The sequence below is a fragment of the Flaviramulus basaltis genome (assembly GCF_900114265.1).
Classification (GTDB): domain Bacteria; phylum Bacteroidota; class Bacteroidia; order Flavobacteriales; family Flavobacteriaceae; genus Flaviramulus; species Flaviramulus basaltis.
Genome location: NZ_FPKV01000005.1, coordinates 40,506 through 55,248, shown reverse-complemented (window position 1 = coordinate 55,248; position 14,743 = coordinate 40,506). Strand labels below are relative to the sequence as shown.

The following is a 14,743-nucleotide window of genomic DNA, read 5'->3' as shown; positions in this document are numbered from 1 at the left end:
TTTAAAGAAATGTTACAAATATTAGATATTAAGAAAGAAAATGTAATCACAACAATTGCAATTGGGAAATTACATCAAAAAGATATTGAAAAAGTGCACCCCATAATACATACTATTCTGGATAAGGGGTTAAAAATCCGTTGGTATTTTGAGATGCAAGATTTTGAAGGGTGGAATATCAATGGCTTTTGGGAAGATTTAAAAATCGATGCCGCACACGAAAAAGAGTATGAAAAAATCGCAATAGTAGGTAAAGAACAATGGCACGATTGGGTAGCCCGATTTATGAAACCTTTTACAAATGCCGAAATAAAATACTTTGATATAAAGCAAAAAAGTAATGCACAAAAATGGATTGAAATTTAGTCAAAATGGAATCATCGATGTTGATTTAAAATTTGAAAAACAGTAATAATAATAACGAAATATTATGGGGTTTTTAAAACATTTGTTAGGAGGAAAAGGCAGAGGAGGCCATCATTCAAGGAGACATAACCGCAAACACGATTATGAAAACAGAGATAATTATTCAGATTCAAGGGTTAAGATAAAAAGCCCAAAATGTGATGAGAAAAATGAATTAAGTGCGGCCTTTTGTCAAAAATGCGGTTTAGTATTAGGTAAAGGAAAATGTGACAATTGCAGGCAGGATATTCTTTTGGATGCCAAATTTTGTCCTAATTGCGGCAACCGAACGTAAACAACAACGGATTATTAATTTTATAAGACAGAATCAAATATAATCAATGGACCTACAAACTGAACTACTGTTATTGCCACGATTAGGGTTGGCAGTTTTATTGGGGATTTTGATTGGAGTCGACAGGGAAACTGACGGCCACGACGCCGGTATCCGAACCTATGCAGCTGTATGTCTTGGAGCCGCACTTTTAACAATCATCAATACACATATTGATGTGGCAGACCAAACTCGGATTGTTGCAAATATTGTTTCTGGTATTGGTTTTTTGGGAGCGGGAATTATTTTTAAGGACAATTCAACCAACTCTATAGTGGGTTTAACCACGGCCGCTACAGTGTGGGCAACAGCAGGAGTAGGTATTGCTTTAGGGTTTGGGATGTACTTGTTGAGTATCACAAGCACATTACTTATCATCTTGCTGCTGGTCGCCCGAAAATTACCCTATTTCAAAAAAGTAAATAAAAATAAAAGCTAATTATAAGAAAAGGTGTTTAAGCTAAAATATTGATTTGTAAAGATTATAGAAATGATATCAATTTATAAAGAACAAAGTACGGTATATATCGTGGCGCAGCATAAACTTGACGCAAAAGACTATGAAACTCTAAACCTTGAATTGACAGACCATATAAAAACCCATCCACAGGTGTATTGGTACATCGAGATGGAAAATTTTGAAGGTTGGACAGCAGAGGCACATTGGAAGGGAATTGAATTAAACCTTCCGAATGAAAAGCATTTAAAGCGTGTTGCTTTGGTGGGTAGCGTTAAATGGCAGGAGCAATTTACCGAGGTATTGCTTCCTTTTTCAGAAGCTCATATAAAATTTTATAAGACCGAAGAAAAAGACGATGCCAAAGAGTGGATAAAATAAAAATAAAAAATGGAAAAACTACAACTAAAAATACCGGTCATCCTTCCGCAAGTTCCTAACGAAAAAGATTCTTGTGTTGAAAGGCTTATTCAAAAACTACAAGCTAAAGAGGGCATCGAAAAAGTGCACATTGCCGATGAAAACGGAGATGATGTGCCGCAGCTCTGTTTTCATTATGACCCAGATATCATTTCCATTGACCGCATTCAATCCCTCGCCGAAAGTACTGGTGCCGAGATTACCGAAAAATACGGGCATTTGCTCATTGAAGTTAAAGGAATCAGACACACAAGGCAGGCTCGTTCCATAGAGAAAAGCCTTTTGACAATCAATGGAGTTTTGGAAGTTTCCGTTTCAGGCTCTGGAATGGTACGACTTGAATTTGATAAAAAGCAAACAAATTTTGATGAAATAAGTAAACAAATTGAAAAAGAAAACCTTCAGATTCAGCGGAGTGCTTCAAACGAAAATGATTACACCAAAGCATCCAAAAAACAGGAGCGTTCAAAGAAGGAAGATACTAAAGAACAAACTTCCACAAAGGGCGAGACCCACGGGGAAGGAGAAGAGCACGCCCACGGTGGTATTTTCGGTAAAAATACGGAGCTCATTTTTTCCATTATCTGTGGGGCACTTCTCGGAATAGGTTTCGGACTTTCCTATGTAGAATCCATCCCAGATTGGGTCAGTCTTACTTTATATATTGGTGCTTACTTTTTCGGTGGTTTCTTTACGGCCAAGGAAGCAGTACAGACCGTCGCCAAAGGCGGTTTTGAAATTGACTTCTTAATGCTTGTTGCAGCCATTGGGGCAGCCATTTTGGGAGAATGGGCAGAAGGTGCCTTGTTGCTGTTCCTGTTTAGTTTGGGGCACGCCCTTGAACATTATGCAATGGAAAAGGCCCGAAAGTCCATTGCGGCACTGGCAGATTTAGCACCAAAAACGGCATTGCTCAAAAAAGATGGCAAGACCGAAGAAGTTGGAATTGAGGAATTGAGTATTGGCGATATTATAGTGGTCAAGCCCAATAGTAAAATATCCGCAGATGGCGTCGTGGTCAATGGAAAAAGCAGCGTCAACCAGGCACCTATTACCGGGGAAAGTGTACCCGTGGACAAAATTCCCGTGGAAGATACGAGCAGGGACTATTCCGCAGATGATGATATAAAAGACGAAAACCGTGTTTTTGCAGGAACTATCAACGGTAATAATACGCTGGAAATAAAGGTCATTAAAGAAGCCAAGGATTCAACCTTATCACGCTTGGTCAAGTTGGTCAACGAGGCACAGACCCAAAAGTCACCAACACAGCTGTTGACCGATAAATTTGAAAGATATTTTGTGCCATCCGTACTGATACTGGTTGGCATCCTGCTCTTTGCCTTTCTGGTCATTGATGAACCGTTTAGTGCCAGCTTTTATCGTGCAATGGCGGTATTGGTAGCTGCAAGTCCCTGTGCACTGGCCATTTCAACACCAAGTGCCGTATTAAGCGGTGTGGCAAGGGCAGCACGTGGCGGTGTTCTTATCAAAGGTGGGCGACCACTTGAGGATTTAGGGGTCATTACCGCTTTGGCTTTTGATAAAACAGGCACGCTTACAGAAGGCAAGCCCAAACTTACCGAAGTGGTACCATTGGGGGATATTGAAGAAAATGAACTGTTAAAGATAGCCGTTGCTGTTGAAAAATTGAGCGACCATCCTTTGGCAAAAGCCGTCGTAAGGGATGGGAAAGAGCGTCTGAAAGGTACTGATATTAACGATGCGTCAGATTTAGAAGCGGTTCTCGGAAAAGGTATCAAAGCGTCCTTGAGCAAGGATAAAATCTATATTGGAAACCTTGACTTGTACGAAGACCTCGATGAAGCAAAACCATCCGAAGAAATATCGAATAAAGTAAAAGAACTTGAAGGTGGTGGAAATACCACAATGCTCATAAGAAGGAACAAAGAATATATCGGTATCATCGCCCTGATGGATACCCCACGGGAAGCGGCCAAGGAAACACTGAAAAAATTAAAGGAAATCGGCATCAAACGGATGATAATGCTAACCGGGGATAATCAAAAGGTTGCCGATGCCGTTGCTAAAGAAATTGGGTTGACCGATGCCTGGGGAAGCCTGTTGCCGGAGGAAAAGGTTGATGCCATTAAAAAATTAAAAGAACAGGAATCCAAAGTCGCAATGGTAGGCGACGGTGTGAACGATGCCCCTGCAATGGCAAACAGCACCGTAGGAATCGCAATGGGTGCTGCGGGCAGTGATGTAGCATTGGAAACAGCGGACATTGCCCTAATGGCCGATAAACTGGAAACCCTGCCCTTTGCCATAGGTTTGAGCAGGAAGGCAAAGACCATTATTAAGCAAAACCTTTGGGTAAGCCTCGGTATTGTGGCATTGCTTATTCCATCGACCATTATGGGTTGGGCCAATATCGGTATTGCAGTGGTCATCCACGAAGGCTCAACGTTACTTGTGGTTTTTAATGCGTTAAGGCTTTTGGCTTATAAAAAATAAATTTAATAAAAAAGGGTTGCTTTTGAAAAGGTTAAAATGACCAAAACGGAAAAGATACTATCATATCACGGGATTCGACCTACTAAAATGAGGTCGAAGATATACAAGTTCCTAAAAAGGAAACAAAGTGCCGTGTCCTTTTCCGATTTGGAAAAGGCCTTTGTTCAAAAGAGCGAAACCAATAAAACAGCAAACAGAACTACCTTTTATCGTAATCTCAAGATTTTTGAGGATAAAAGGCTGATTCATCAAATTAATGATGGGGTCGGAGTGGCAAAATATGCGATTTCTGATGAAAACGCCAAAGGTAAATACGGTACAGATTTACATATGCACTTTCATTGCACCAATTGTAGGAAAACAATCTGTTTACCAAATAAAATATCGGAAGAAAGCCTGCCAGACGATTATGAAGTGAACGATGTGAATCTGGTATTAAAGGGAATATGTGAAAAATGCCTGAAATAAAAACCCAAAGCGAAGGATGTCGCATCTTTTTGGTTGAATTGCGTTTATGTTGTTTAAAGTATGTATAATCTTTTAGAAATAGGAAAAGATTGTTTTAAGGATAGCCAAAAGAGGAATGTTGAAATGGATTAGGACATTAAGATGGCAGCTTTGAAATATGCAAAGGAGTTCTTTCTGAACAAAAAAAAACGGATAAAAATCGAAGAATGCTTCTGCGATTTAGCAGGATAACAATGAAAAATAGGATTATGTTACAGATAATAGAATTGACCAATGACAATGTAATTGCATCCAAAGCCTATGGTAAGCTACGTAAAGAAGATATAGAAAAAATCCATCCACTTATCCACGCTATACTGGACAAGGGAATGAAAGTCCGTTGGTATTTTGAGATGGACAACTTTACGGGTTGGGACTTGCCTGGTTTATGGGAAGACCTCAAAATGGATACGGCCCACGCCAAGGACTATGAAAAAATAGCAATGGTAGGAGATAAAAAATTGCAGGAATGGATAACCCAATTTATGAAGCCTTTTACGAACGCCGAAATTAAGTATTTCTATATAGAGCAAAAGGAAGATGCCAAAAGTTGGATTGAGAGCCAGTAAGCTTACTTCCATAAAAGACAGACGATGAATAAAAAGAATATTTTTATTACCATACTAATTGGGTTTGCCATAGGTGTTTTTATCCTTCAACCTTTGGGGATAACAATTTTCACGTTTAGCAGCCAGAATTACGAAATCAATTGGTGGCAATATTTAATAAATAATTTCATTGAAATTTTGAATATCAATGGGAATCAAATTTTTGAGAATATTCTGTTTGGATTATTAGGTGCCAGTATTGCGCTGATGTATTATTTAGGTAAAAGAGAAAAGGATATAGATAATAAGTAGTGGTAACTGGTTATGTGAAAGAGTGAAATTTTTTATTTAAAATTAATTAAGTAAAAACTTAATTAATAGTAGGCAGCTTTTATGATGCTTTTTTAAAGCAAAATGATTAATAGCATTAAAAGCAAAAGTAGAAGCTGCTTTTTTTTTTAATTACAATTAAAAATGGATATTATGAATGTTAAACATTGTATTTTAATAATCTTGTTGGTTAGTTATTATAAAGTAAACGCTCAAAAAATTTATACAACTGAAGAAGGTCATATTATGATGATGACTTTGGTTGATGATAAACCCGTTAAGGCAGAAAGCCATAAATTGGCCTTATATCTTGATTATGATTCCAAAGTGGTTAATGGTGTACTTGACATAAAAACCTTATCTACGGATATTCCAGAAATCAATTCCATTTTACAAGAGGAAGAAGAACCTCTTATGCTGCGCTTTACAGGGACTATTCCATCTGAAGATTTTTTAACAAAACGGCACGACCCAATTACTTTTAATTGGTTGGTAACGGTTACGTACAAAGACAAAACCTATAAATCAGTTTTTAAAACTACCCTTACCCATTTTGACCAAGGCACAACTACTTCTTGTTTAATAAGTGCCAGAGGGCAGGTTTTGGTTTCAGATACAGGATTAGACAAATTAATACAAGACTTGGATAAAACTTTAGAGGTACAATTTGCTCAATTGGTATTAAAGTTAGAATGACAATAAATTTTAGAATTGGAGCTTTTGAAAGGACAATATAATAGTAGAACAATGAAAAAAAAGAAACTGAATTTAAGAGATTTAAATAAAACTTCATCCGATAATCACAAGCGCAATGATGGCTACAACCACAGCGGTCTAGAAAGTATAGTGAATTTTAATACCTATCTACCAGCAATTTTCAGTTTTGTGATGCTGATTATTGGCATTGCGATGGATTATTTTGACGTAGCATTTTTTAAAGATTGGATACGTATCGTCTGGTATGCAATCGCTTACCTTCCTGTTGGTTTCCCGGTAATCAAAGAGGGCTGGGAAAGTATTAAAAAAGGCGATTTCTTTACCGAATTTCTATTGATGTCAATTGCCACAATAGGGGCATTCGCCATTGGCGAATATCCTGAAGGTGTTGCCGTGATGCTATTTTATGCCGTGGGCGAATTGTTCCAAAGTGCTGCGGTTAAAAAAGCCAAGGGAAGCATCAAGGCATTACTGGATGTACGACCTAATGAAGCCTTGGTCTATAGGAACAACAATTATGTTTCTGTAAATCCCGAAACCGTTGCCATTGGCGAAAAAGTGCAAGTCCGTGTGGGCGAAAAAATCCCTTTGGATGGTATTTTATTGTCTGAAAAAGGCTCGTTCAATACCGCAGCATTAACAGGCGAAAGCAAACCTGACACCATTGCAAAAGGAGAAAAAGTATTTGCAGGAAGCATCAACCTTGATGGCGTTATTGAAATCGAAACCACCAAGGAATTTAAGGACAGTTCCATTGCACGAATACTTGATATGGTCCAGAATGCCACGGCTCGTAAATCAAAAACCGAATTGTTCATTAGAAAGTTCGCAAGAATCTATACACCAATCGTTGTCTTTCTTGCAATTGGATTGACGTTTATACCCTACTTTTTTGTGGATGATTATGTTTTTAGTGAATGGTTATACAGAGCATTGATTTTCTTGGTCATTTCCTGTCCGTGTGCATTGGTTATCTCTATTCCGTTGGGTTATTTCGGTGGATTGGGAGCAGCTTCAAAAAATGGAATTCTATTTAAGGGAGCTTCCTTTTTGGACGAAATGACAAAGGTAACTACGGTTGTAATGGACAAAACCGGAACCGTGACCAAAGGGGTTTTTAAAATCAAAAATGTTGTTGTAAACAATGGGTCATTGAGCGAAGCCGAAATGATGAAATACCTAATGGCGATGGAAGAACAATCCACCCATCCCATTGCCAAGGCCATAATGGAATACAAAGTTGATGGCGAAGATTTTCAGGCGACCGAAGTAACTGAAGTTGCAGGAAAAGGTTTAAAAGGAACAGTAAATGGCACAACGGTATTGGTAGGTAATAAAGCGCTTATGACTTCAAATAATATCACAGTTCCTACCGAAACAGACGATATTGTTGAATCTATTGTGATGGTTTCCATTGAAAACACATTTGCTGGTTATGTCACCATTGCAGACGAATTAAAAGAAGATGCCCACGAAGCCATCCAACAAATTCGTGAATCCGGTATTTCCAAAATTATAATGCTTTCCGGAGATAAAGATTCCATTACGCAACAAGTCGCAAAAGAAATGGGTGTAGATTGGGCAAAAGGCGGTTTGCTTCCAGAAGATAAATTGAAGGAAGTCGAAAAACTAATGTCCGAAACCGACAACAAAGTTGCGTTCATTGGCGATGGTATCAACGATGCGCCAGTTTTGGCAGTAAGTGATGTAGGTATTGCAATGGGTGGTTTAGGTAGCGATGTCGCCATTGAGACCGCAGATGTTATCATCCAAACAGACCAACCGAGCAAAATTGCAAAAGCAATTAAAATTGGGCGTTCTACACGTCGTATTGTTTGGCAAAACATTGGTTTGGCGTTCGGAGTAAAAGCCGTGGTTTTAGTTTTGGGTGCTGGCGGTTTGGCAACTATGTGGGAAGCAGTTTTTGCAGATGTGGGCGTGGCTTTGTTGGCGATTTTAAATGCTGTTAGATTGCAAAGAATGCAGTGGGCTTCATAATATATTAAATGTATAAAATTAAACATATATCAAAAACAGTCTGGACATTGTCGCTGATTAGTCTTTTTACTGATACGGCAAGCGAAATGCTCTATCCTATAATGCCTATTTATTTAAAAACCATTGGGTTTTCAATTGTACTTATAGGTATTCTTGAAGGGCTTGCGGAGGCAATTGCTGGTTTAAGCAAAGGGTATTTTGGAAAACGTTCTGATTTATCAGGCAAGCGAGTACCGTTTGTTCAGATTGGCTATGCTTTTAGTGCCATATCTAAACCAATGATGGCATTTTCAATATATCCCTTGTGGATTTTCTTTTCACGTACCGTTGACCGTTTTGGAAAAGGAATACGAACAGGCGCAAGAGATGCTATGCTTTCAAGTGAGGCTACTCTTGAAAATAAAGGTAGAATATTTGGTTTCCATCGTTCAATGGATACTTTTGGAGCAGTATTGGGTCCAGCTTTAGCTCTACTTTATCTTTACTTTTATCCTGAAAATTATATCACTCTTTTTTACATCGCTTTCATTCCAGGAGTAATTGCTGTAATAACTTCATTCTATTTAAAAGACAAGCCCGATAATGCAGTTTGTGCAAATGAAAAAGTGAAGTTGTTTTCATTTTTAAGCTATTGGAAAACCAGTTCTATAAAGTATCGTAAATTAGTTAGTGGTTTGTTAGTATTTGCTTTATTCAATAGTTCTGATGTCTTTCTATTACTTAAAGCCAAAGAAGCTGGATTAAATGACACAATGGTAATTGGGGTTTATATTTTCTACAACCTTATATATGCTTTATTTGCTTTTCCAGTTGGTATCCTTGCTGATAAAATTGGTTTAAAAAAGATGTACATCATTGGTATAATCCTTTTCTCAATTGTCTATTTTGGAATGAGTTCGGCTTCCAGTTTATTTGTAATAGGATTGTTGTTCCTTTTTTATGGAATTTATGCAGCTGCGACAGAAGGAATTTCAAAGGCTTGGATTAGTCAAATTTCAAATAAAAATGAGGTGGCGACAGCCATCGGTTTTTATACGGGTTTTCAAAGCATTTGTGCTATGTTGGCAAGTAGTTTGGCTGGTTTTATTTGGTTTCAATTTGGTGCATCTATTACATTTATAGTTACAGGTATCGCTACAATTTTAATTGTAATTTATTTTTCTTTTGCTCTTAAAAATTATCCTTAAACAATGTGGATTAGATGTTGAAATAAGAAACAAAAGTATATTATAAAATAAATTGTGTAACGATAATGTGGGAAGCAGTTTTTGCCGATGTAGGCGTGGCCTTGTTAACCATTTTGAATGCGGTTAGGTTGCAGAAGATGAATTGGAAATAGTATAAAAGAATGTCTCAAAATAGAAGAAATAAAAGAAACAAAAAAAATCGGAAATCATCGAATCCCGACATCACAAAAAGAGATAAGGTCAAGGGTATTCTTATGATAATCCTTATGGTAATAGCCGCATTTCTGCTTTACTTTTTTGTGTTAAAGGGGAATATACATAAGCATTAAAAACATTTATTAAGAATTATTCTAAATAATTTTGAAAATTGAAATCACTACAATATATTTACAGCTATATTTATTTAGTCTAAATAAATATATTTATCAACCAAATAATTAAAAGGAATGAATTTAAAAAAACTTATTTTAATCCCAACCATTTTATTAGTAAGCCATTTGACCATCGCACAGAAGAAAGACAGTATAATTGGTTTAAACGAAGTAATTGTCAGAGGTTACAAAACAGTCAATGGTGTTGGGCATCTTCCAGAAACCAAAGACGGCATTATATACGCAGGTAAAAAAAATGAAGTTATCCTGGTCGATAGTCTGGATGCCAATAAGGCACTCAACAATACACGGCAAATTTTAGGAAGGGTGCCAGGGTTGAACATCGTGGAGACAGAAACTGGCGGGTTTACCGCAAACGGGATTGCAACGCGTGGATTGAACCCCGTGCAGAGCATTGAAATGAATACCCGGCAAAATGGGTATAACATCAGCGCGGATGTTTATGGGTATAATGAAGCTTATTATCTCCCACCGATGGAAGCGGTCAAGAGGATAGAACTGGTTCGTGGGGCGGCGTCATTGCAATTTGGCTCCCAATTCGGGGGGTTGGTCAATTATGTACTTGAAGATGCACCAAAAAACAAGCCCTTTGAATTTGTGACATCACAGACCTTGGGGAGTTTCGGTTTGTATAATTCCTTCAACTCTGTAGGTGGCAACTACAAAAAAATAAGCTATTACGGCTTTTTGCAGTACCGATATATGGAGGGCTACAGACCAAACAGCCAGCAATCGCAAATTTCGGGTTATGGCAAGGTGCAATACAATCATTCGGACAAATTAAATTTCGGGGTTGAATACTCATTGCTTCGTAATAAAATCAAAATGCCGGGAGGTTTGACCGATGAACAGTTTAATCAGGACCCCGAACAATCGACAAGGTCAAGAAATTGGCTAAAGACCCCTTGGAACATTATCACGGCATTTGCAAATTACACCCCTTCGGAAGACATACTCATTAGCCTAAAATCAACCTATCTTTTCGGCAACCGTTCCATAGTTTGGAGAAACGAGGATGGTGGGGCAAATGCAGTTGATGCTATCGACCCAGAAACAAATCAATATGTACCGCGTGAAGTGGGCAAACAGGATTTTAATAATTCGACTACGGAATTAAGGGTATCAAGTCAATATAATATAGGAAACAACAAAGCAACCGTAGCTGGAGGTATTCGTTTTAGTTACGGCTGGTTCAAGCGTTTAGGTGGCGGACAGGGAACAACGGGCAGCGATTTCGATTTATCAATAACGGGGGATTGGGGATATGATTTGGATTTTACAACTACCAATATTGCCCCCTTTGTCGAAAATATTTTTAGGTTCGGAGATAAATTCAGCGTTACACCTGGATTTAGATTTGAATATTTAAAGAGTACAGCAAAAGGCTATAAAACAGAGGACGGCGAAAAAATAATTTCAAACGAAAGTCGCAATAGGTACATTCCATTGGCTGGTGTAGGCTTGGAATACAAAACTTCTAAAAACACCAACATCTATGGAAATATCAGTCAAGCCTATCGTCCTATAGATTATGGAGAATTAGAACCATTTGGCATCACGTCAAGAATTGACCCAAATTTAAAAGATGCTTCTGGTTATAATGCTGATTTGGGATATAGGGGAACCATTAAGAATTACTTGAATTTTGATATAGGAGCATTTTATTTGGCCTATAACGACAGAATTGGAACAGTACTAAAAAATGACCCGGTCACAAACGTAGAATACACTTTAAGAACCAATGTTGCCAATAGTGTCCATAAAGGAATTGAGAGCTATGTAGAGTTCAATATATTGAAGTTCATAAACCAAGAATCAGAGTTCGGTTTAAGTATCTTTAACTCTTTCGCCTATATTGATGCTAAATACACCAGTGGAGAATTTAAAGGAAACCGTGTGGAAACTGCCGCAGAAACCATAAATCGTGTTGGACTGATTTTCAATAATGAAAGATTTTCAACAACGTTTCAGGTAAATTCCGTAGGCGATGCTTTTGGCGATGCCACAAATGCAAGACAAAGCGATGGTGCAGTTGCTGGCTACATTCCTGCCTATACGGTTTTGGATTTGAGTGCAAGTTATAGAATCAAGAACTTTGTATTAAAACTTGGGGCAAACAATCTGACCGACAAACAGTATTTTACCAGAAGAGCGGATGAATATCCTGGCCCAGGAATTATACCATCGGTTGGCAGAAGTTTATATGCAGGTTTTACCGTTAGATTCTAAAGTGATTTTACAAGTAAGTCAAATATAAAACCTTTATTTGTATTTGGTCTAAATAATAATAATTAGTTATTTAATATTATCTCAATGAGATTACAACTTCATTCAATCCCAGTATACTTCCCATATATTTTTATATTTTTTGCTTCCTTTCAGGTTTCTGCCAAGGAAAAAAATACTAATATTCAAAGTATAATCCACCTTCTGGACTATCTTTCAAAAGATTATCCAATGGCGGTAAGAGATGGTGAAATAATCGACAAGGCAGAATATGCAGAGATGCAGGAGTTTAGCCTAAAGATTTTTAATTTGGCTAAAGCAATAAACCTACCTTCCGAATCAGGTCAGTCTATCCTTTCTGACTTAAATGATTTAAAAACCTTTGTTAAGAATAAAGCTTCCAGTAAAAAAATAAAGGATTTAACTGAAAAAGTGAAATGGGCGATTATTAAAGCAACCGGCTATGAAGTTGCCCCCTTAAATTGGCCGGATAAAGCAAATGGCCAAAGCCTGTATTTGCAGAACTGTGTTCAATGCCACGGGGCCACAGGTGATGGAAATGGAAATTTAGCGGTCGGGTTAAAACCAGCACCCGCAAATTTTTTAAATGATTCCCTAATGACGGACTTATCCCCGTTTGAAGCCTATAATACTATAAAACTGGGCGTAGAAGGTACAGCGATGAGGGCATTTACAGAACTGACAGATAAAGAAGCCTGGGATTTGGCGTTTTATGCAAAATCACTACGGTTTCAAAAACAAAAAATAGATTCTGTATCCCTGAAAAAAACATTCGATCAGGAATATGGTAACACCTCCCTAAAAGATGTTGCCACGCTATCCGATAATGAATTATTGAATAAGCTCGGTTCAGATATACCAGGACAAAAAAAACTGAAAGCGTTAAGGATTTTTTCCCCTTCGGGAAAGTTATCGCAATCCAGTTTAACCATTGCGAGAGATTATCTGCATCAAACATTAAATAGCTATAAAAATGGCAATAAGGATGAAGCCCGTCAAAATGCTTTGGCTGCCTATTTAGAAGGGATTGAACCCGTAGAAGTACGGCTAAAAGCTAATGATCCTGAATTTACTTCCCATTTGGAGCAAAAAATGATGGACGTAAGGCAGGGAATTGAAAAGGGCGAAAATTCAAGTGAGGTCGAAAATAAAATAAATAGTGCACTCTCAACAATTGACCGCGCCGAAAAAATGATGAAAGATGAAAAGCTTAACTATTGGCTGTCTTTCTTTTTAGCGGCATCTATAATGCTTCGGGAAGGACTGGAAGCATTTTTGATCATTGCACTTATCTTGGCTCTCATACGTAGTACCCCAAGGGCGAAAAAAGCTTTACCTTATATTCACGGCGGATGGATAACTGCTATTTTAATGGGAGTGGCAGGATGGTTACTTTCGGATTGGGTTATTAATATAAGTGGGAAAAACAGAGAGATAATGGAAGGAATGATCTCTTTGATAGCTGTTATTGTACTTGCCTTTGTCGGTTTTTGGCTACACAATCATTCACATTCCAAAAAATGGAAAGAGTTTATTGAAAAAAAGGTCGGGGCACAATTGAATGGTGAAAAAATGTTTGGTCTGGCATTCTTTTCATTTATGGTTGTTTTCCGCGAAGCTTTTGAATCGATCCTTTTTCTACAGGCAATTGGTTTGGAAACCCAATCAGGCGTTCAATCATCTATCGGGTTTGGAGTGTTGGCGGCTTTTGCATTGATAGGCTTACTTGCCGTTCTTTTTCTGAAATATTCAAAAAAAATACCTGTTCGACAACTTTTCAGATATTCTTCTTGGATAATAACCCTTTTGGCTGTAATCCTTATCGGCAAGGGTGTTCACGCCATTCAGGAGGCTGGATGGATTTCAGTAACAGGTTTTTCAAATTCATTTAAGATTGATTGGTTGGGAATCTATCCTACGTTGGAAAGTCAAATGTCACAATTGGTTTTACTTGGGGTTCTTATGTTGCTTTATTATTTGAGTAATTATAGAAATAGAATAATTAAAATTAATTAGGGCAACATAATACTTGTTTTGGCCACGAGCGATGTTGGGATATCAATGGGCGGTTTGGGCAGCGATGTGGCCATAGAAACAGCGGATGTAATTATTCAAACAGACCAACCGAGCAAAATAGCAAAAGCTATTAAAATTGGTCGTTCAGCACGTCGTATCGTTTGGCAAAACATTGGTTTGGCATTTGGGGTAAAAGCTGTGGTTTTGGGTGCAGGCGGTTTGGCAACAATGTGGGAAGCAGTTTTTGCCGATGTAGGGGTGGCATTGTTGGCAATTATAAACGCTGTGCGATTGCAGAAGATGAAATGGAAATAATCAAAAACGATTTATCAAAAACAGAAAAAAAAAGAAATAAGAAAGTTAAAAAATCATCGAATAACAAAATCACAAAAAAAGATAAGTTCAATATTTTGTGCTAAAAGGGAATATTTATAAGCATTAATGAATTAACAGGATATAATATTCAACTGGTTTGTGTGATTACAAAAATTGAAGTGGAAATGATTGATATATAATAAAAATGATATTTTATGTCAGAAAACAGGAGAAATAGACGGAATAGACGAAATAAAAAAAGCAATAAAGTACCCTCTGTAAAAAATAGCATTACCAAAAAAGATAAAATAATTTGGATTAGTATTCTAATCGTTGTTATTGTGTTAATTTGCTTTGTACTGTTCTTGCAATTCCTAAAGTATTTTATATCT

General features: G+C 37.5%; 13 protein-coding genes and 1 pseudogene. All 14 read left to right on the top strand.

The window, feature by feature from the left end; genetic code table 11:
- The first annotated feature begins 9 nt into the window (after positions 1–9).
- Entirely contained in the window at positions 10–366 is a 357-nt protein-coding gene (locus BT151_RS16730; RefSeq protein ID WP_072403634.1) for a SpoIIAA family protein, read from the top strand.
- A 64-nt stretch (positions 367–430) separates the two neighbouring features.
- Positions 431–700 (top strand): zinc ribbon domain-containing protein, encoded by a 270-nt coding sequence (locus tag BT151_RS19000; RefSeq protein ID WP_072403512.1) that lies wholly within the window; start codon positions 431–433, stop codon positions 698–700.
- A gap of 46 nt (positions 701–746) precedes the next feature.
- Entirely contained in the window at positions 747–1,178 is a 432-nt protein-coding gene (locus BT151_RS16720) for an MgtC/SapB family protein (protein WP_072403511.1), read from the top strand.
- Between the two features lie 51 nt (positions 1,179–1,229).
- Positions 1,230–1,577, top strand: coding sequence for a SpoIIAA family protein (locus BT151_RS16715; protein WP_072403510.1), 348 nt, complete (start codon positions 1,230–1,232; stop codon positions 1,575–1,577).
- A 9-nt stretch (positions 1,578–1,586) separates the two neighbouring features.
- A complete protein-coding gene (locus BT151_RS16710; protein ID WP_072403509.1) occupies positions 1,587–4,094 on the top strand; it encodes a heavy metal translocating P-type ATPase in 2,508 nt (835 codons plus the stop codon).
- Between the two features lie 36 nt (positions 4,095–4,130).
- On the top strand, positions 4,131–4,562 hold the full coding sequence (locus BT151_RS16705; protein ID WP_072403508.1) for a Fur family transcriptional regulator: 432 nt from the start codon (positions 4,131–4,133) through the stop codon (positions 4,560–4,562).
- A gap of 248 nt (positions 4,563–4,810) precedes the next feature.
- A complete protein-coding gene (locus BT151_RS16700; protein ID WP_072403633.1) occupies positions 4,811–5,170 on the top strand; it encodes a SpoIIAA family protein in 360 nt (119 codons plus the stop codon).
- A gap of 24 nt (positions 5,171–5,194) precedes the next feature.
- On the top strand, positions 5,195–5,461 hold the full coding sequence (locus BT151_RS16695; protein ID WP_072403507.1) for a hypothetical protein: 267 nt from the start codon (positions 5,195–5,197) through the stop codon (positions 5,459–5,461).
- A 171-nt stretch (positions 5,462–5,632) separates the two neighbouring features.
- Positions 5,633–6,175 (top strand): hypothetical protein, encoded by a 543-nt coding sequence (locus BT151_RS16690; RefSeq protein ID WP_072403632.1) that lies wholly within the window; start codon positions 5,633–5,635, stop codon positions 6,173–6,175.
- A 51-nt stretch (positions 6,176–6,226) separates the two neighbouring features.
- A complete protein-coding gene (locus BT151_RS16685) occupies positions 6,227–8,194 on the top strand; it encodes a heavy metal translocating P-type ATPase (protein WP_072403506.1) in 1,968 nt (655 codons plus the stop codon).
- A 47-nt stretch (positions 8,195–8,241) separates the two neighbouring features.
- Positions 8,242–9,381: an MFS transporter gene (locus BT151_RS16680; RefSeq protein ID WP_245794905.1), complete on the top strand. Its 1,140-nt coding sequence runs from the start codon at positions 8,242–8,244 to the stop codon at positions 9,379–9,381.
- 446 nt (positions 9,382–9,827) lie between these two features.
- A complete protein-coding gene (locus tag BT151_RS16675) occupies positions 9,828–12,002 on the top strand; it encodes a TonB-dependent receptor family protein (RefSeq protein ID WP_072403505.1) in 2,175 nt (724 codons plus the stop codon).
- 84 nt (positions 12,003–12,086) lie between these two features.
- Positions 12,087–14,036 (top strand): FTR1 family protein, encoded by a 1,950-nt coding sequence (locus BT151_RS16670; protein ID WP_072403504.1) that lies wholly within the window; start codon positions 12,087–12,089, stop codon positions 14,034–14,036.
- A gap of 15 nt (positions 14,037–14,051) precedes the next feature.
- Positions 14,052–14,351: pseudogene (locus BT151_RS16665) on the top strand (heavy metal translocating P-type ATPase); the annotation flags it as partial.
- Positions 14,352–14,743: the final 392 nt, after the last annotated feature.

Bases quoted from the DNA above. Each gene is read 5' to 3' on its own strand.
- BT151_RS16730 (WP_072403634.1), top strand. From the start codon at position 10: ATGTTACAAATATTAGATATTAAGAAAGAAAATGTAATCACAACAATT.
- BT151_RS19000 (WP_072403512.1), top strand. From the start codon at position 431: ATGGGGTTTTTAAAACATTTGTTAGGAGGAAAAGGCAGAGGAGGCCAT.
- BT151_RS16720 (WP_072403511.1), top strand. From the start codon at position 747: ATGGACCTACAAACTGAACTACTGTTATTGCCACGATTAGGGTTGGCA.
- BT151_RS16715 (WP_072403510.1), top strand. From the start codon at position 1,230: ATGATATCAATTTATAAAGAACAAAGTACGGTATATATCGTGGCGCAG.
- BT151_RS16710 (WP_072403509.1), top strand. From the start codon at position 1,587: ATGGAAAAACTACAACTAAAAATACCGGTCATCCTTCCGCAAGTTCCT.
- BT151_RS16705 (WP_072403508.1), top strand. From the start codon at position 4,131: ATGACCAAAACGGAAAAGATACTATCATATCACGGGATTCGACCTACT.
- BT151_RS16700 (WP_072403633.1), top strand. From the start codon at position 4,811: ATGTTACAGATAATAGAATTGACCAATGACAATGTAATTGCATCCAAA.
- BT151_RS16695 (WP_072403507.1), top strand. From the start codon at position 5,195: ATGAATAAAAAGAATATTTTTATTACCATACTAATTGGGTTTGCCATA.
- BT151_RS16690 (WP_072403632.1), top strand. From the start codon at position 5,633: ATGAATGTTAAACATTGTATTTTAATAATCTTGTTGGTTAGTTATTAT.
- BT151_RS16685 (WP_072403506.1), top strand. From the start codon at position 6,227: ATGAAAAAAAAGAAACTGAATTTAAGAGATTTAAATAAAACTTCATCC.
- BT151_RS16675 (WP_072403505.1), top strand. From the start codon at position 9,828: ATGAATTTAAAAAAACTTATTTTAATCCCAACCATTTTATTAGTAAGC.
- BT151_RS16670 (WP_072403504.1), top strand. From the start codon at position 12,087: ATGAGATTACAACTTCATTCAATCCCAGTATACTTCCCATATATTTTT.